11 protein-coding genes are annotated in these 18,850 nt (G+C 66.2%); 6 read left to right on the top strand and 5 right to left on the bottom strand.

Translation table 11 applies throughout. From position 1 onward, the window contains the following. Window positions 1-69 precede the first annotated feature (69 nt). Window positions 70-1,083, bottom strand: coding sequence for a hypothetical protein (locus MET49242_RS13815; RefSeq protein ID WP_144259623.1), 1,014 nt, complete (start codon window positions 1,081-1,083; stop codon window positions 70-72). Window positions 1,084-1,631: 548 nt separating this feature from the next. Here MET49242_RS13815 and MET49242_RS13810 point away from each other — a divergent pair. The 6 genes from MET49242_RS13810 to MET49242_RS13785 all read left to right on the top strand — a co-directional run bounded on the left by MET49242_RS13810 (window position 1,632) and on the right by MET49242_RS13785 (window position 9,577). Then, entirely contained in the window at window positions 1,632-5,147 is a 3,516-nt protein-coding gene (locus tag MET49242_RS13810; protein WP_036283645.1) for an indolepyruvate ferredoxin oxidoreductase family protein, read from the top strand. 21 nt (window positions 5,148-5,168) lie between these two features. Further along, the gene (locus MET49242_RS13805) at window positions 5,169-5,954 is read left to right on the top strand and encodes a cobalt-precorrin-6A reductase (protein ID WP_051134203.1); all 786 of its coding nucleotides are present in this window, start codon (window positions 5,169-5,171) and stop codon (window positions 5,952-5,954) included. Beyond that, window positions 5,951-7,408 carry a cobyric acid synthase gene (locus MET49242_RS13800; RefSeq protein WP_036283642.1) on the top strand — a complete coding sequence of 486 codons (1,458 nt, stop codon included), beginning with the start codon at window positions 5,951-5,953 and terminating at the stop codon, window positions 7,406-7,408. The genes MET49242_RS13805 and MET49242_RS13800 overlap by 4 nt, the downstream gene beginning before the upstream one ends. Next, complete coding sequence (gene cobD / locus MET49242_RS13795) at window positions 7,405-8,418, top strand: threonine-phosphate decarboxylase CobD (protein ID WP_036283640.1); 1,014 nt, start codon at window positions 7,405-7,407, stop codon at window positions 8,416-8,418. The genes MET49242_RS13800 and cobD overlap by 4 nt, the downstream gene beginning before the upstream one ends. After that, window positions 8,418-9,137, top strand: a complete 720-nt coding sequence (bluB, locus tag MET49242_RS13790) for a 5,6-dimethylbenzimidazole synthase (RefSeq protein WP_036283637.1) — start codon at window positions 8,418-8,420, stop codon at window positions 9,135-9,137. The genes cobD and bluB overlap by 1 nt, the downstream gene beginning before the upstream one ends. A gap of 152 nt (window positions 9,138-9,289) precedes the next feature. Then, window positions 9,290-9,577: a hypothetical protein gene (locus MET49242_RS13785; protein WP_036288126.1), complete on the top strand. Its 288-nt coding sequence runs from the start codon at window positions 9,290-9,292 to the stop codon at window positions 9,575-9,577. A 29-nt stretch (window positions 9,578-9,606) separates the two neighbouring features. On the opposite strand, the gene MET49242_RS13780 is transcribed toward MET49242_RS13785, so the two are convergent. Genes MET49242_RS13780 through MET49242_RS13765 form a run of 4 tightly spaced genes read right to left on the bottom strand, consistent with a single transcriptional unit; the run spans window position 9,607 to window position 18,669 of the window. Beyond that, window positions 9,607-12,705: an efflux RND transporter permease subunit gene (locus tag MET49242_RS13780; RefSeq protein ID WP_036283635.1), complete on the bottom strand. Its 3,099-nt coding sequence runs from the start codon at window positions 12,703-12,705 to the stop codon at window positions 9,607-9,609. Then, window positions 12,702-15,845, bottom strand: a complete 3,144-nt coding sequence (locus MET49242_RS13775) for an efflux RND transporter permease subunit (protein WP_036283631.1) — start codon at window positions 15,843-15,845, stop codon at window positions 12,702-12,704. Before MET49242_RS13775 ends, MET49242_RS13780 begins: the two co-directional genes overlap by 4 nt. A gap of 29 nt (window positions 15,846-15,874) precedes the next feature. Beyond that, window positions 15,875-17,122: an efflux RND transporter periplasmic adaptor subunit gene (locus tag MET49242_RS13770; protein WP_036283628.1), complete on the bottom strand. Its 1,248-nt coding sequence runs from the start codon at window positions 17,120-17,122 to the stop codon at window positions 15,875-15,877. Further along, entirely contained in the window at window positions 17,119-18,669 is a 1,551-nt protein-coding gene (locus MET49242_RS13765; RefSeq protein WP_084679097.1) for an efflux transporter outer membrane subunit, read from the bottom strand. The genes MET49242_RS13770 and MET49242_RS13765 overlap by 4 nt, the downstream gene beginning before the upstream one ends. Window positions 18,670-18,850: the final 181 nt, after the last annotated feature.

Genomic DNA, 18,850 nt, shown 5'->3' with positions numbered 1-18,850 from the left:
AGGCCGCAAGGCGGCGAAAACTTGGCGCGTTCTCCCGCCTGCCTGCGGCCTTTCGAAGAGCGGCGAACGTCAGTAGGCCGTCACATTCGCGATCGGACTCAGGCAGTCGACGCTCGTTCCCGAGGAAGTGACCTTCACCGGCAGTGTCGTCGCGCCCAGGTGAACGACCGGAAGCTTCAGCGCGTGACCCGTCACGTCCCACAACTGGGGCAGCGGCCAGCCGGCGCTTCCGTCGAAATCGCCGTCGGTAACGCCCTGGTCGAGATTCGCGCCCGGGCCCCCGATCTTGATGTTGTTGATATAAGTTGTCTCTCTGGCGAGTCCAGCGATGCGGCCGTTGCCCGTCTGCCCGTCAGCGACGATGCTGTCCCACAGCATTGGCGTGGACGACACGCCGCCAGGAAGCGCGAGCGAATAGGTGACGGCACCGCGGAAGCTCTGGCCGGCGAGGCCGGCGTCGTAGATCGCGACCTTCCGCGTTCCGGCGCCCACAACGACGAGCGACGCGCCCTCGGCCGCCGGAAAGACCACGCGCTCGCCCCAGGGATCCGAGCCATTGCCCACGGCGGATTGCGCTCCGGAGAGCACAACCTGGTAGAGGCCGCTCGCCCGAACGTAGTTCGTCACATTCGCGCGGTAGACGGCGATTCCGGAGCTGCCCCAGCAAACATCCGACCCCGTTGCGATTTTCGTCCCGGTCACGGCCCGGCAGCTTGTTTCGAGCGCCGAGGAGCCTGCAGTATTGCAGAAGGTGATCGCCTGGCTGGCGGGAGGGGGCGCGGTGGGGCCGAAGAGATAGGCCCAGTACAGAAGGGCGCGTTTGACGGGGGCTGCGACGCCCGTGATCTGGATCGCCCCGATGCGGCGGTTGCGAAGGGGGACGCCCGCCGTCGCATATTGCGCGCTGGTGAAGCTGAAGCTTGGCTGGACGGGGGAGACGATGGCGAGCGGAGCTGCGGCCTTCGTCGCGCCTGTGGCGGGCGCTGCGCCGCCCTGTTGGGCGCAGGCGGCGGCTGGCGCGGCGAGCCAAAGAAAAACCGCCAAAGCCCGGCGGGTCGATGCGTCAAAAAGATTATCTTGCATTAAACAGCCCCTGATCAAGTAATGCTCCAGCGACAGATTAGAGTGTGAAAATATGTATACGCAACAGAAATATCTTTGATTTTCACCAGGATATGACCTCGATCTCAGGGCAATCCCGCGCACGCCGGGACGCATCGCGGGGCGCGCCTCCCGGCGTCGCGCGGCGAAACGCGGCTGGACCAGACGGGCGATCCCAGCTAGCCGATTGACGGCGCGCGCAAAAATCTGGGAATAAGTCGCTGGATCGTTGCAAGGCTCGTGCTTGCCCTGTCTTGAAAGCGCCTGCTTTGTTCGCTTATTGTTGCAGACGGTACAGGAGCGATTCACGCGGCCGATGCATTGGCGGGTGACGCGCCGGCGTGTAACGAAGACGCATTTTTGGGGGAGCGCGCCAGTCGACAGGGCCGGCCTCCTACGAACGGCGCTAATCGCAGCGGGCTCCGCCAGGCTTCTTAGAGTGACATTGAACGCGTCGAACAAACTCGCCTACGGGCGCTCGACATATCGCAGCGCAGGAAGCAGGTCGCTTCGCTCGGGAGAGATCGGGAATGGCGGACTCTGACGCCGGCTTAACCAGAACCGGCTCCGCCTATGGCGAGGCGAGACTGTCCGATCGTTTCGATCTCGCCCACACGCGCGTGCTGATGACCGGCACGCAGGCGATCGTCCGTCTGCTGCTGATGCAGAAGGAGCGCGACCGGCGGGCGGGCCTCAATACGGCGGGCTTCATCACCGGCTATCGCGGCTCGCCGCTCGGCGGCGTCGACGCGCAGATGCACAAGGCCCGGCCGCTGTTCGAGGCCAACGACATCCTCTTCATGCCCGGCCTCAACGAGGACCTCGCCGCAACCGCCATCTGGGGCGCGCAGCAGGCCGAGATGCGCGGCGAAGGCAAATATGATGGCGTCTTCTCGATCTGGTACGGCAAGGGTCCGGGCGTAGACCGTAGCGGCGACGCGCTGCGCCACGTCAATCTCGCCGGCACCTCCCGCTACGGCGGGGCGCTCGCTCTGATGGGCGACGACCACACGGCCGAATCCTCCACCACGGCGCATCAGTCCGACTATCATTTCGTCGATGTGATGATGCCGATCCTGTCGCCGGCCGGCGTGCAGGAGATCCTCGACTATGGTCTCTATGGCTTCGCCATGTCGCGCTTCGCGGGCGTCTGGGTCGGCCTGAAGCTGCTCAAGGACACGGTGGAGTCGACAGCCTCGATCGACGGTTCGCTCGACCGCGTGCGGCCGGTCATTCCGGCCGACTTCGCGATGCCGCCTGGCGGTCTCAACATACGCCCCGGAGACCCGGTGCTGGCGCAGGAGGAACGGCTGCAGGAGAGCAAGCGCGACGCGATGCTCGCCTTCATCCGCGCCAATCGCCTCAACCGGATCATCACCTCGGGCGGCCAGAACCCGAAGATCGGCGTCATCACGGTCGGCAAGTCCTATCTCGACGTGCGGCAGGCGATGGACGATCTGGGGATCGACGAGGTAAAGGCCAACGACCTCGGCCTGCGCCTCTACAAGATCGCCGCGCCCTGGCCGCTGGAGCCGAAGGGTCTGCACGAATTCGCGCGCGGCCTCGACCTCATCATGGTGGTGGAGGAGAAGCGCTCGCTCATCGAAGTGCAGCTGCGCGAAGAACTCTATGGCGCGGCGCATCAGCCGGTTTGCGTCGGCAAGAAGGACGAGCGCGGCGAGTGGCTCTTCCCGGTCAAGGGCGCGCTCGACGCCAATGACATCTCCATCGCCATCGGCCGCCGCCTGCTGAAATATCACCCGCTCGAGGATCTGCGGGCGCGGGTCGCGCGTCTGGAGCGCCTTCAGGATCGCCGCCGCACGATGTCCGACGTCACCGTGCGCGTCCCGCATTTCTGCGCCGGCTGCCCGCACTCCACCTCGACGCATGTTCCCGAGGGCTCGCGCGCTTACACGGGCATCGGCTGCCATTACATGGCGCAATGGATGGGCCGCTCGACCGAGGGCTACACCCATATGGGGGGCGAAGGCGCAAACTGGATCGGCGAGGCGCCCTTCTCGACGCGCAAGCACATGTTCCAGAATCTCGGCGACGGAACCTACAATCATTCCGGCTCCCTCGCCATCCGCTTCGCCGTCGCTGCGAACACCAACATCACTTTCAAGATTCTCTATAACGGCGTCGTCGCCATGACCGGCGGCCAGAAGCATGAAGGCGAATTGACGGTTGAAGCCATCGTGCATCAGGTCGCGGCGGAAGGCGTCAGGAAGATTGCGCTCGTCACGGACGAGCCCGGCAAATATCCGCCGACCGTAACCTGGCCGCCGGGCCTGACGATCCACCACCGCAACGTCATCAACGAGGTGCAGCGCGAGCTTGCGCAGATCGAGGGCGTGACCGTCCTGATCTACGACCAGACCTGCGCGACCGAGAAACGCCGCCTGCGCAAACGCGGACTGTTTCCCGACCCGGATGCGCGCGTCATCATCAACGAGCTGGTCTGCGAAGGCTGCGGAGACTGCGGCACGGCGTCGAACTGCGTCGCGGTGCAGCCGGTCGAGACCGAATTCGGCCGCAAGCGCCGCATCGACCAGTCGGCCTGCAACAAGGATTTCTCCTGCCTCGAAGGCTTCTGCCCGAGCTTCGTGACCGTGCATGGCGCGCGCATGAAGAAGGCGCCGCTGCCGTCGAAAGAGGATGCGCGCGGCCAGCCCGCCCTGCCCGAACCGAAGATCGCCGGGATCGGCGCGACGCCCTATGGCATTCTCATTGCGGGTCTGGGCGGCACGGGCGTCGTGACCGTCTCGGCCATTCTCGGCATGGCGGCGCATCTCGAGGGCAAGGGCGTCGGCGTCATCGACATGGCCGGCCTCGCGCAGAAGGGCGGCGCCGTCTATTGCCATGTGAAGATCGGCCGCAGCCCGGACGAGGTGCACGCCATCCGCATCGCCGCCGGCGAGGCCAATCTGATGCTCGGCTGCGATCTCGTCGTCGCCGGCGCCAAGCATGTGCTCGCGGCCGTCGAGCAGGGCAAGACGGCCGTGCTCGTCAATAGCGCCGAGGTCTTCCCCGGCGACATCGAGCGCAATCCCGATTTCGTCCTGCCGTCGGACGACATCAAGCAGGCAATCCGCCGCGCGGGCGGGCCGGAGTCGACCTTCATCGACACGACCGCGCTGGCGCAGGCGCTGCTCGGCGACTCCATCGCCGCAAATATCTTCATTCTCGGCTACGCCTGGCAGAAGGGCTATCTGCCGCTTACCGAGGCCTCTCTCCTGCGCGCCATCGAACTCAATGGCGAATCGGTGCCGATGAATCTCTCGGCCTTTCTCTGGGGCCGGCGCGCCGCGCATGACATGAAGAGCGTCGAGGCCGTCGTCGAGTCGCTTCGCCGCCCTTCCGACGTGCGCAAGAGATCGACGACGCTGGAGGAGATCATCGAGCGGCGCGCGGCCTTCCTCGTCGATTACCAGAACGAGGCTTACGCCGCCCGCTATCGCAACCGCGTGGAAGAAATTGCGAAGCTGGAGAAGGCGCGCGTCCCGGGTTCGCGCGAACTCACGGAAGCCGTCGCGCGCTATCTCTTCAAGCTGATGGCCGCCAAGGACTATTACGAAGTCGCGCGTCTTTACACGGACGGCGCCTTCCAGCGCCAGCTCGAAGAGACTTTCGAGGGCGACCTGCGCCTGGAATTGCATCTCGCGCCGAACCTCCCCTCGCTGCAGACCAAGACAGACTTCGGCGGCTCGCGGAAAATCACCTTCGGCCCGTGGATGTTCAAGGTGCTGAAGGCGCTCGCTCGGCTGAAGGGGCTGCGCAACACCTGGCTCGATCTCTTCCGCTTCGATCACGACCGCGTCGTGGAGCGCCGGCTGCTTGCGGATTACGAGGCGCTGCTCGACGAATTTCTCGCCTCGCTCACGGTGGACAATCATGCGGCGGCTGTCGCGCTTGCGCGGCTGCCGGAGAAGATCCGCGGCTTCGGCCACATCAAGGCGCGTCATATCGCGACGGCGGACGCCGAGCGCGAACGCCTCCTCGCCGAGTTCCGTCAGCCGGCGTCGGTGAAGCTTGCGGCCGAGTGAGCCGCGCCACAAAATGAAGCCGTGACAGTCCTGCAACAGCCCTCGCCCCTCACGCGCGCCGCCGTCGCGCCGCGCCGTCGCGTGCTGCTGCTCGGCGGCACGAGCGAAGGCCGGGCCCTTGCCGGACGCATCGCGGCCGATCCGCGCTACGAGGGTGTGGCGTCTCTTGCCGGGCGCACCAGCGCGCCGATGACCCTGGCCTTGCCGACGCGCGTCGGCGGATTTGGCGGCGCCGAGGGGCTGATGCGTTATCTCGCCGAGGAGCGAGTGGAGCGCGTCATCGACGCGACGCATCCCTTCGCCGCGCAAATCTCCGAGAATGCGCGCATGGCCTGCGAGGCGTTGGGAATTCCATTGCTCGTTTACGCGCGGGAGCCATGGCGTCCGGAGCAGGGCGACCGCTGGATCGAGGTCGAAGACAACGCCGCCGCCGCGCGCGCGCTGGGCGAAACGCCGCGCCGCGTGTTTCTGACGATCGGCCGCCAGGGCGCAGCCGATTTTCGCGCCGCGCCTTGGCACGATTACCTGCTGCGCGTGATCGAGCCGCCGCGCGCGGAGGAACTGCCGCCGAAATGCGAGGTGACCTTTGCGCGCGGGCCTTTCACGCGCGAAGAGGAAATTGCGCTGATGCGTGAAAGACGCATCGATCTCGTCGTCAGCAAGAACAGCGGCGGCGCGCTTACGCACGCCAAGATCGAGGCTGCGCGCGAGCTTGGCCTCACTGTCGTGATGATCCGGCCGCCCGAGCGGCCGGGCGTCGCGATTGCGCATGATCTCGACGCGGCAATGGCCTTTCTCGCGTCATGAGCCGCACGCTGATGATTCAGGGCACGGGGTCCGACGTCGGCAAGTCGCTCGTCGTCGCGGGGCTTGCGCGCGCCTTCGTCAATCGCGGGCTCAAGGTCGCGCCCTTCAAGCCGCAGAACATGTCGAACAACGCCGCGGTGACGGCGGACGGCGGCGAAATCGGCCGCGCGCAGGCCCTTCAGGCGCGCGCTGCGCGACTGGCGCCGTGCGTGGACATAAATCCCGTGTTGCTGAAGCCGCAAGGCGGCAATGGCTCGCAGGTCGTCGTGCGCGGCGTCGTCGCGGGGCAGGCGAAGGCGCGTGACTATCAGCACTGGAAGCCGCGTCTGAAACCCGCCGTGATGGAAAGCTTCGCGCGCCTCAGGGCGGCGAGCGATCTCGTCATCGTCGAGGGCGCAGGCAGCGCGGCCGAAATCAATCTGCGCGCGAACGACATCGCCAATATGGGTTTCGCGCGCGAGGCCGACGCGCCCGTGGTGCTCGTCGGCGACATCGACCGCGGCGGCGTCATCGCGCAGCTCGTCGGCTGCAAGGCCGTGCTCGACGAGGACGACGCGGCGATGATCGAAGGCTTCATCGTCAATAAATTTCGCGGCGACGCTTCGCTCTTCGACGAGGGCATGCGCTTCGTCGCCGAACGCACGGGCTGGCGCGCGCTGGGTCTCGTGCCCTATTTCGAGGCCGCGTCGCGTCTGCCGGCGGAGGACGCCTTCGGTCTGCGCGCGCAACGCGATACGCGACGACAAGGCGCCGTGGTTGCGGTTCCGCTGCTGCCGCATATCGCCAATTTCGACGATCTCGATCCGCTGAAGGCGGAGCCGGGCGTCGACGTCGTTTTCGTGCAGCCGGGCGAGCCTTTGCCCGCCGATGCGCAACTCGTCATTCTGCCCGGCTCGAAGGCGACCATCGCCGATCTCGCCTCGCTGCGCGCCAATGGCTGGGACATTGACATTCTCGCACATCTGCGCCGCGGTGGACGAGTCTTTGGAATCTGCGGCGGCTATCAGATGCTCGGGCGCATGATCCGTGATCCGCACGGCATGGAGGGCGATGTGGCGGAAGCGCCGGGTCTCGGACTTCTCGACATCGAAACGACGCTGACCGACAGGAAGACGCTCACGCGCGTCTCCGGCCGCGCGTTGCAATCCGACGCTCCCTTCAGCGGCTATGAGATGCATGTCGGCGAAACGTCCGGCGCCGATTGCGCGCGGCCGGTGCTGCGCTTCGACGACGGGCGCGCCGATGGCGCCGTTTCCCGCGACGGGCGCGTCAGCGGCGCCTATGTGCATGGACTCTTCACGGACGATACTTTGCGCGCGGCGTTCCTTCGCGAGTTCGGCGCCGAAATCTCCGCGCTTCGCTTCGAGGAGTCGATCGAGGCGACCCTCGACGCGCTCGCGGCGCATTGCGAGAAACATATCGATCTCGACGCGCTGTGGGAGATTGCGCGATGACGGCGCATCATGCCCCGGCGGCTCCGGTCGTTCACGGCGGCCGGCTCGACGCCGCGCGGCGTCTTTATCCCGATGCGCCGCAACCCTGGATCGATCTCTCGACCGGCGTGAACCCGCATCCCTATCCCTTGCCGCCCGTCGCCCCCGAAGCCTGGTCGCGCCTGCCGGATGACGACGCTTTCGCCGCGCTCTGCGCCGCCGCCCGTCGCGCCTATCGCGCGCCGGCGGAGGCGGCGATCGTGGCCGGCGCCGGCGCTCAGGCCTTCATCCAGATGATCCCGCGCGTTTTCCCGGCGCGCCGCGTCGCCATCCTCGGCTTCACATACGCCGAGCACGAGGCCTGCTGGGCGGCTTCGGGCGCAAGGGTTTCGACTGCCGCAACGCTCGACGCGCTCGGCGAGTCGAATGTCGCGGTCATCGTCAATCCGAACAATCCCGATGGACGCGTGATCGAGCCGCGCGAGATCGCCGCGCTCGCGCAACACATGACGCGAAGGGGCGGGCTCGTCGTCGTCGACGAGTCCTTCATGGATTTCACGCCCCTGCACAGCGTCGCGTCGCTCGCGGCGACGGAAGGCGTGATCGTGCTGCGCTCCTTCGGCAAGGCCTATGGGCTCGCTGGTCTGCGGCTCGGTTTTGCCCTCTGTTCGCCGGCGCTCGCGGCGCCTTTGCGCGCGGCGCTCGGTCCCTGGGCGGCGTCCGGCCCCGCGCTCGCCATCGGCGCCCGCGCGCTTGCCGACGAGCGCTGGCTGCCCGCCGCCGCCGTCGCCTGCGCCACGGACGCGAAGCGTCTCGATTCGCTGCTCGAGCGCGCCGGATTTGGCCTTGTCGGGGGAACGTCGCTCTTTCGCCTCGTCCGCCACGACAAGGCCGGCGACTGGTTTTCTCGTCTCTGCGCGAGCGGCGTGCTGGCGCGGGAGTTCCCGCAGCGGCCGGAGTGGCTGCGATTCGGCCTTCCGGGCGGCGAATCGGCTTGGCGGCGGCTGGCGACGGCCTTAGAGATCGGCTGATGACCGTCGACACGAGGCAAAACCCGCGGCTGAACGCCGCAGCCGAGCTCGCGCCCGCTGCGCCCTTCTCCGACGACGAGCGGGCCGCGGTCTATCGCGCGATTTACACCCGCCGCGACGTGCGCAACGAATTTCTCGACGACGAGGTGCCGCGCGAGGTGGTGATGCGCATTCTCGACGCCGCCCATCACGCGCCTTCCGTCGGCTTCATGCAGCCATGGAATTTCATCCTGATTCGCGACGCCGCCACGCGCGGGGCCGTGCATGAGGCCTTTCAGCGCGGCGCCGAGGCCGAGGCGGAGACTTTCGACGCCGAGCGCCGCGCCCTCTATCGCAGCCTCAAGCTCGAAGGTATTCTCAAGGCGCCGCTGAACATTTGCGTCACCTGCGACCGCGCCCGCCATGGCGCGACGGGACTGGGCCGCACCCAGCAACCCGACACCGATATTCTCAGCACCGCCTGCGCCGTTCAGAACCTCTGGCTCGCGGCGCGGGTCGAGGGCGTGGGCGTGGGCTGGGTCAGCATCATGCGGGAAGAGGAGTTGCGCGGAATCCTCAATATTCCCGCCGATATAGCGGTCGTCGCCTATCTATGTGTCGGCTATGTCGACCGCGCCTATCTGCGCCCGGAGCTGGAGGTGAAGCGCTGGGCGCGGCGTCTGCCGCTCGACGATCTCGTCTTCGAAGATCGCTGGGGACGAGGGGTAACTTCTCCATAACTCCGCCTTAAAGCTTCGTGACCATTGAATGACGACCATTCGATCGGCTTTCAACAGCCTCTTAAGCCTCGCAGCCGATGAAGCTTGAGCTGAACGCCGAGTCGATCGATAGTCGACAAGCTCCATGCAGGGGAGCGGCGGAGACGCAGATCATGGCGGCGACAAACTTCGAACAGTTCTTCGAAAAGGCTTTCCCGCTCGACAGCGGCGCGACCCTAACCGTGACGGAAGTTCCAGATTGCGAGGAGGAGCTTCTCAGGCTCCTCGAACGGGCGATGTTGCGCGGCTTCGACAATCACGCGCGACTGACCGAAATCCATCTGCCGATGGAGCGGTTCCCCTTCATGGACTCGAAATTCTGGCATGTGCCGATCGAGGACTGCGGCAAGGCGCAGGTCCTGCGCTTCTTCTTCGAGGCGCCCGATACGCAGGCGCATTAATTAGATCCTGAAGACTCCTCCCCAGAGACTCAGGCGGGCGCCGCGCGACCGCCTTCTTCCGTCGCCTCCCGCGGCTTGCGGCGCAGCTTGCTCATCAGAAGATAGATCACCGGCGTGGTGTAGAGCGTCAGCGCCTGGCTGAGCAGCAGGCCGCCGATGATGGTGATGCCGAGCGGACGGCGCAGCTCCGCGCCGATGCCGGTCGCGAAAGCGAGCGGCAAGGCGCCGAACATCGCGGCGAGGGTCGTCATCAGGATCGGGCGGAAACGTTCGCGCGCGGCCTCGAGCGCCGAATCGTGGATGGAAAGTCCATGCTCGCGCTCGCCCTGGAGCGCGAAGTCGACGAGCATGATGCCGTTTTTCTTCACAATGCCGATCAGTAGCAGAATGCCGATGAAGGCGATCACCGTGAATTCGACATTGAAAAGTTCGAGCGACAGCAGCGCGCCGAGTCCGGCGGAAGGCAGCGTCGAAATGATCGTCACAGGGTGCACGAGGCTTTCGTATAGAATGCCGAGGATGACGTAGACGGCGAGCAGCGCCGCGAGAATCAGCGTCGCGAGGCCAGCCGCCACTTTCCTGAAATCCGCGGCGTCTCCTGCGAAGGCGGCGTGCAGCCCGCCCGGCGGGTTCATCTCTGCGATGGTCGTCTCGATTGCCTGAGTCGCCGCGTCGAGCGTCGAGCCCAAAGCGATATTGTAGGAGATGGTGATGGCCGGCAACACGCCCTGATGGTTGACGACAAGCGGCATGGAGCCGCGCTCGATATGCGCCAGCGCCGTGAGCGGCACCTGCATTCCCGTCGTGCTCGACACATAGACGCCGGCAAGGTCGCGAATGTCGCGCTGTCGGGACTGCGGGGTCTCGAAAATGACGCGATACTGATTGCGCTGCGTGTAGATGATCGTGTCCTGCCGCTGGCCGAAGGCGCTGTTGAGTGCGGCGTCGATCGCCGCGATCGGCACGTTCATGCGCGAAGCGGCGTTGCGGTCGATGACCACCTGCGCCTTCAGGCCGCCCTGTTCCTTGTCGCTCGTGACGTCGGCGAGCTCGGGCAGCTGCTTCAGGCGCGCGATGATCTTGCCGCGCCATTCCTCCAGCTCCTCCAGCGAGGCGTCGGAGAGGGTGAACTGATATTGCGCCTTGCTCTGGCGTCCCCCGCTGCGCAGGTCCTGCGAGGGCACCATGAAGACGCTCAAGCCGGCGATCTTGGCGAATTCCTTCCGCAACCGCGCGATCACCTCCTTGCTCGAGGCCTTGCGCTCGCCGGCCGGCTTCAGCGCGACGAAGAGGCGGCCCTGATTGGCGGAGGCCGTGAGATTGGTGGCGCCGATGAAGGAGCCGACATTCGCGACATCGGGATCGTTCAGCAGGACTTCCGTGGCGAGCTTCTGCAGCCGCGACATTTCGGTGAAGGAAACGTCGGCGGAAGCTTCCGTCGTGCCGTTGATGAGGCCGATGTCGTCCTGCGGCAGATTGCCTTTCGGGATCGTTCGGTAGAGCTGCACGGTCCAGACGACGGTGACGAGGATGACGACGAGCGTGGCCCAGGGATGATCGACGACGGGCCGCAGGCTTCGCGCGTAAAAGGCCGTGACGCTGTCGACCGCGCCTTCGATCAGGCGGTCGAAACGTGTCGGGGGCTTGTGTTTCTGCGCGGGTAGCCAGGCGCAGACCATCGGCGTCACGGTCAGCGAGACGACAGTGGAGATGAGGATCGCGAATGTCAGCGTGAAGGAGAATTCCCGCAAAAGCCGGCCCATCACGCCTTCCATGAAGAGCAGCGGGATGAACACGGCGATGAGCGACAGGCTGATCGAGACGACGGTGAAGGCGATCTGCTTCGACCCCGCGAGCGCCGCCTCCAGGCGGCTCAAGCCGCGTTCCCTGAAGCTCTCGATGTTCTCGATCATGACGATTGCGTCGTCGACGACGAAACCCACCGAAATCGTGAGCGCCATCAGCGAAAGATTGTCGATCGAAAAGCCCGCGGCCCACATCGCCGCGCAGGTGCCGACGAGCGACAGCGGCACGGTGATGCCCGCCGCAATGACCGGCGTCGCGCGGCGCAGGAAGACGAAGACGACCATCATCACGAGGATGACCGAGATTGTCAGCGTGAACTGAATGTCGTGTATGCTCGCGCGGATCGTTTGCGTGCGATCCGACAGCACATTGATCTGGATGCCCGACGGAATCCATTTCTGAAGCTGCGGCAGCATCGCCTTGATCTGATCGACCGTCTCGATGACATTGGCGTTCGGCTGCTTGGTGACGATCACCAGCACCGCCGGCTTTCCATTGAACCACCCCGCCGACATGCGGTTGCGCACGCCGCGCTCGACCTTTGCGACGTCGCCGAGCTTGACGACCGCCCCATTGCGCGAAGCGATGACGATGTTGCGATAATCTTCGGGCGTCGACAGCTGATCGGTCGTCGCCAGCGTGATCTCCTGCGTCGTTCCCGCGAGCGCGCCAACGGCGGAATGGGCGTTGGCGGCGTAAAGCGCGCGCGCCACCTCGTCGACGCCCAGATTCATCGCCGCGAGCCGGGCGGAGTCGACCTGCACGCGGATCGCCGGCTGTTCGGCGCCTGCGATGCGCGCCTCGGCGACGCCGGACACCTGCGATATGCGCTGGGCGATGATCGAGTCGGTCGCGTCGAAGATCGCGCTCGTCGGCAGCGTGTCGGAGGTGAGAGCCAGCACCAGCACCGGCATGCCCGACTGACTCGCCTTGCGGAAGGTCGGCGCCATCGGCAGGTCGGTCGGGAGATCGGGAATGGCGGCGTTGATCGCAGCCTGCACGTCGCGCGCGGCGTTGTCGACATTACGGTCAATGTCGAATTGCAGCATGATCTGCGTGGCGCCGAGCGAATTCGTCGAGGTCAGCTCATTGAGCCCGGCGATGCCCGAGAGGCGGCGCTCCAGCGGCGCCGCGACGGACGCCGCCATCGTCTCGGGATCTGCCCCGGGACGCATGGCGCTGACGCTGACAATCGGGAAATCGATCGCGGGCAGGCTTGCGACCGGCAGGAAGAAATAGGCGATCGCGCCCAGGAGAAACAGCGACAACGCGAGAAGGGTCGTTCCGACCGGCCGTCGGATGAAGGGAGCGGAAACGTTCATTCCGCCGCCTCGCGCCGGCCCGCCTCCGGCGATGTTTGCGGCGTGCGGTCCGACACGATGACCGGCGCCGCGGGCTCGGGGGCCGGCAGGAAACGCCGGCGCAGGCGATCGACGGCGAGATAAATGACCGGCGTGGTGTAAAGCGTCAGCGCCTGGCTGAGCAGCAGGCCGCCGATGATCGACACGCCGAGCGGGATGCGCAGCTCGCTGCCGGGACCATGGGCGAGCGCGAGCGGCAGGGCGCCGAAGAGCGCAGCGAGCGTCGTCATCATGATGGGACGGAAGCGCATATGCGCGGCCCGGATGATCGAGTCGCGCGGCGAGAGCCCGTCGACGCGTTCGGCCTCGAGCGCGAAGTCGATCATCATGATCGCGTTTTTCTTTACGATGCCCATCAGAAGCACGACGCCGATCAGCGCGACGATCGACAGGTCGATGCGAAACAGCATGAGCGCCAGCAAGGCGCCGACGCCAGCCGACGGCAGGGTGGTGAGCACGGTGAAGGGATGCGCAAAGCTCTCGTAGAGCACGCCGAGAACGACATAGATGGCGACGATCGCCGCCAGAATGAGCCAGGGCTCGCTCGCCAGCGACTTGTTGAACTCGGCCGCGTCGGCGCTGAACACGCCCATGATCGACTCCGGCATGCCGATCGCGGTCTGGGCCTTCGCGATCAACTTCACGGCGTCGCCGAGCGCCACACCCTCGGACAGGTCGAAGCTGATGGTCGAGGCCGGGAACTGGTCCTGATGGGAAACGGAGAGCGGCGCGGCGACCTGGTCGATATGCACGAAGGCCGCGAGCGGCGTCTGCGGTCCGCCGCCCACCGGCGCGACATAGAGCTTCTCCAGCGCCGAGGCGTTGCGCAGATATTGTTGCGCGGCCTCGAGGATCACGCGATACTGGTTCGACTGCGTATAGATCGTCGAAATCTGCCGCTGACCGAAAGCGTCGTTGAGCACGTCGTCGACGTTCTGCGCCGAGATCCCGAGACGGCCCATCTTCTCCCGATCAATGCGCATCAGCGCGCGCAGGCCGCCGTCCTGCGTCTCGGCCGCGACATTGCGCAGCCCCGGCGTCTTGCGCAGCTGGTCGAGGAGACGGTTCGACCATGTCAGCAGTTCGCCGGCGTCGGCCGCGGTGAGGGTGTATTGATATTGCGAGCGGCTCGGCCGCGTCGTGATCTGAATGTCCTGCACCGGCTCGACATAGAGCGTGACGCCGGGGACGCGCTCGCCCGCCGCCTTCAGCCTGTCGGCGATTGCGTCCGCGCCCGTCGTGCGCTCGTCGCGGCTGCGCAATGTCACCGTCAGGCGGCCGACATTGGTCGTGGCGTTGAGCGGCCCGACGCCCAGAACGGAGATGACGCCCGTCACCTCCGGATCGCGCCGGAAGACTTTTGTCACCTCGCCCTGCAAATGTTTCATGCGCTCGAAGGACGTGTCGGCCGAGGCTTCCAGCACGACGCTGAGCAGGCTCGTGTCCTGCCGCGGCAGGAAGCCTTTCGGAATCGTCGCGAAAAGGACCATGGTGAGGGCGAGCGTGGCGCCGGTCAGGGCAAGCATGAAACGCTCGTGCTTCAGCGCCCAGTCGAGCGAACGATAATAGGCGCGGTCCAGCCACAGCGAGAAGATTTCCCACCCCGTGTGCGTGCGCGCGGGGGCGTGGCGCAGCAGCGTCGCGCAGAGCATCGGCGTCAGCGTGAGGGAAATCACCGCCGAGACGACGACGGCGATCGTCAGAGTCAGCGCAAATTCGCGGAACATGCGTCCGACGACGCCGGTCATGAATAGCAGCGGGATGAACACCGCGATGAGCGACACGGTGAGCGACACGACCGTGAAGCCGATCTCGCGCGCGCCGTCGAGCGCCGCCTGGAGCGGCTTCTTGCCGCCCTCTATGTTGCGCACGATGTTCTCGATCATGACGATCGCGTCGTCGACGATGAAGCCGGTGCCGATGGTTAGCGCCATCAACGAAAGATTGTCGAGCGAAAACCCGGCGGCCCACATTATCGCGAAGGTCGCAATGATGGAGAGCGGCAGGCTGACGCCGGCGATGATCGTCGCGCGCCAGCTGCGCAGGAACATCAGGACGACGAATACGACGAGCGCCGCCGCGATCACGAGGGTGAGTTCAACCTCGTGGATCGAGGCGCGGATCGTGTCCGTCCGGTCGTTGACGATGTCGAGCGCCATGCCGGCGGGCAGCGCGCCGCGCAGTTGCGGCAGCTCCTTTTTCACCAGTTCGACGGTGCTGATGATATTGGCGCCGGGCTGGCGCATCACGTCGAGCACGATCGACTGCTCGCCGTTGTACCAGCCGCCGACGCGGGCGTTCTCGAGGCCCTCGACCACATTGGCGACGTCGCTCAGCATCACCGGCGCCTTGTTGCGCCAGGCGACGACGATCGTCTTGTATTGATCGGCCTTCAGGATCTGGTCGTTGGCGTCGAGCGTATAGGACTGGCGGCTGCCGTCGAGCGAGCCCTTGGCGCCGGCGATATTGGCGGCGGCGATGGCCTCGCGCAGATCCTCGAGGCCGATCCGGTTCGCCGCGAGCCGCGCGAGGTCCGCCTCGATGCGCACGGCGGGGCGAACGCCGCCCTGAACCGCGACGCGGCCGACGCCCGTGACCTGCGACAGCTGCGGCGCGATCAGCGTGTCGGCGAGATCGCTCAAATCGCGCAGCGTCGCGGTCTTCGAGCGCAGCGTCAGCGTCAGCACCGGCGTGTCGGCGGGGTTAACCTTCGCGTAAACGGGCGGATAGGGCAGATTTTTCGGCAGCGTCGAGGCGGCGGCGTTGATCGCCGATTGCACGTCCTGCGCGGCGGCGTCGATGTCGCGGTCGAGATCGAATTGCAAGGTGATCTGCGACAGGCCGAAGGAGCTCTGCGACGACATGCTCGTCAGCGACGGTATCTGCCCGAACTGGCGTTCGAGCGAGGCCGTCACGAGGGAGGCGATCGTATCGGGGTTGGCGCCGGGAAGCTGCGTCGTGACCTGAATTGTCGGGAAGTCGACCTGCGGCAGCGGCGAGATGGACAGGCGCATGTAGCCCAGCACGCCGAACAGCAGCAGGGCGAAGGCCATCAGCGAGGTGGCCACCGGCCGTTTGATGAAGGGCGCCGAAACATTCATGCCGCGTCAGATCACTTCTTCGGAGCGCCCTAGTGCCGCCTGCCTCGCTCCCGCGGGGCGCCCTCGGGCGGCGGGGAGACATTCTTACCGGAATCCGGCGCCTCTTTGACGTCGGACGTCGAATTGACGACGTGTGTCTTCGCGCCGTCGAAGAGTCGCGAGAAGCCGCTCGTTATGACCGTCTCCCCGGCCCTGAGACCGTCGGTGACCACGACGATCGCCTCGTCCTGGCGCCCGGTCTTCACCGGCCGCATATGCGCCAAGCCGTCGTCGCCCAGCACATAGACGAAGGCGTCGCTCGGGCCGCGCTGCACGGCGGGGCTAGGCGTCACGATCGCGTCCCGGATCGTGTCGAGCATCAGTCGCACATTGACGAACTGTCCGGGCCAGAGCGTCAGATCCGCGTTGGGAAACGTGGCCTTCAGCCGCACTGTGCCCGTCAGCTGGTCGATCTGATTGTCGATCACCGTCAGTTCGCCGCTGGCGATCGCCGTCGCATTGTCCGGTCCCAGCGCGACGACCTTCGGAGGGCCGTCGCGTTGCGCCTTCTGCACCGCCGGCAGCGCCTGCTGCGGCAGCGTGAATACGATATAGATGGGTTTGAGCTGCGTGATTACAACAATTCCGCTCTGGTCCGACGGATGCAGGATATTGCCGACGTCGACGAGACGGATGCCGGCGCGCCCGTCGATCGGGGATCGGATCGTCGCATAATCGAGCGTCGTTTTGGCGCTGTCGATCGCGGCCTGATCGGCGCGAACCTGCGCCGCCAGCTGCTCCACGAGCGCCTTTTGCGTGGCGTATTGCTGAACGGAGGCGAATTTTCCGGCGACGAGCTTCTCGTAGCGCAGGAGATCGACGCGGGCGTTGGCGAGATTGGCCTCGTCCTGGACCTTTTTCGCGACCGCCTGCTCATATTGCGCCCGGTAGAGCGACGGGTCGATCTCGGCGAGGATGTCGTCCTTGCGCACGTCCTGGCCCTCGGTGAAGCCGAGACGCACCAGTCGCCCGTCGACCTGCGTGCGGATCATGACGGTGTTGAGCGCCTGCACCGTCCCGACCGCGTCGATCGTGACCGGCACGTCCGAGATTTTCGCCTGCGCCGTCGTCACGGTGACCGGCGCGTCGCCGCGCGGCGCGCCGCGCCGGCCCTCGGTCGTCTCCTTCTCGCCGCGGGAGGCGCCCGGAAACCAGCCGGCGCGATAGGCCCAGCCCGCCCCCAGCGCAATCGCCAGCGCGGCGACCGCCATCAGAATTCGCCGGTCGGCGCGGATCATGGCCAGGGCCCTTTGTCGGCCTCGTAAGCCGCGGCGGCGCGCGCGATTTCGTCGTTGCGCGTGGTCGGCGACCAGCCGCCGCCGAGCGCCTGATAGAGGCTCGTCGCCGCCTGGAAATAATTCAGCCGCACGACCGCTTCGGCCTCCTGGGTCGTGAACAGATCCCGCTCCGTCGTCGACAGGGTGATGATGTCGATCGTCCCTTCCTGCAGCCGCATGAAGGCGGCGTCATAGGCCCGGCGCGCAGCGTTCACGGCGGCTCCCTGCAGCTTCAGCTGCTGCGCCGTCTCACGCACCGCGATCAGGGCGTTCTCCACGTCCGACAGCGCCGTGAGGATTTGCTTGCGATATAGGGAGGCGAGTTCGGCGTAGCGACCCTTTTGCAACTCGTACTGGCCCTGCAGATTGTAGCCGTCGAAAAGGGGCTGCGCGAGATTCGTGGCCGCCTGCCAGGCGATCGCCTCCGGGCGGATGAGATTGCGCAGCAGCGCGGTCTGCACCCCATACTGTCCGGTGAGCGTCACGGACGGGAAGAAGGCGGCGCGCGCCTGCAACACCGAGAATTCCTGCGAGGCGAGTTGCGCTTCGGCGTTGGCGACGTCCGGACGGCGCAGCAGCACCTCCGACGGCAGGCCCGGCGCAATCTTGGGGAAGGTCAGCTTCGTGAGCGAACCGCCCTTCACATTGACGCTTTCCGGCGTGCGGCCGAGCAGGACGGCAAGGACGTTTTTCGTTTGCAGCAGCGTCTGCTCGAGGGGCGGGATGGCGGCCCGCTGCTGGGCGAGGACGGTTTCCTGCTGCGCGGTGTCGAGCGCGCTGGCGGTGCCGACGGTGAAACGCGCCTGGATCGCGTCGTTCACCTTCTCGGCGATGGCGACATTGCTGCGGGCGATGCGCACGCGGTCCTGCGCGGTCAGCACCTGGAAATAGGCGTTCATCACCGCCGCGACCGTCGCGATCTCGACGGTGTCGCGATCGAAGCGGCTGGCGTTGGCGAGGAGACGCGCGGCGTTGGAGGCGTCCTCGTTCTTGCCCCAGAAGTCGATCTCGTAACTGGCGTTGAGGCCGAGCTGGAAGAAGCCGAAATGCCGCGCCTTGAAGCCCGTGGCCGTCGTCGTCGTTCCCTGGGTCGCCGGATTTGCGCCGGTGCTGGCCGAGGCGATATTGAGCGTCGTGCCGGGAATGCGGGTCGTGCGCGCGACGTCCAGCATCGAAATGCTCGGCCACAAGGCGGCGCTGGCGACCCGCGCCTGCGCATCCGCCTCGTCGATGCGCGCCACGGCGGCGGCGATGTCGAGATTGTCCGCCAGCGCCTTTTCGACGAGCGCCGTGAGCTCCTTGGAGCCGAACTTGGCCGCGAAGTCCTTCCCCGCCGGGATCGGCGCGGCGGATGCGGGCCTGGCCTCGCGAAAACGCTCCGGCGGCGGGGTTGCGAGGTCGGGCTTCTCCCACTCCAGATCGCAGCCGATGAGCGCGATCGACGCCGCGCAGACCGAGGCTGTCCGCGCGATGCGCTGAAAGAAGGGGAAGTAGGCGAGGCCGGTCAACAGAACGTCATCTCCGATTCGCCACGGACCAGGGGTCGCGTTCAGATCGTTGCGGCGGCGCTCGACAAGGAAGCGTCGGCGAGCCCGAGCTCCCTTCGCCGCCCGCTTGTCCTCGGCGGACGCCGGAATGTTGCGCTGCGGCTGGATGCGCGCGCGAGGCCGCGCGACGCGCGTGAATCAA

Source organism: Methylocystis sp. ATCC 49242, assembly GCF_000188155.2.
In the GTDB taxonomy this organism is placed as follows: Bacteria; Pseudomonadota; Alphaproteobacteria; order Rhizobiales; family Beijerinckiaceae; genus Methylocystis.
This window is presented reverse-complemented; position numbering and strand designations above follow the sequence as displayed.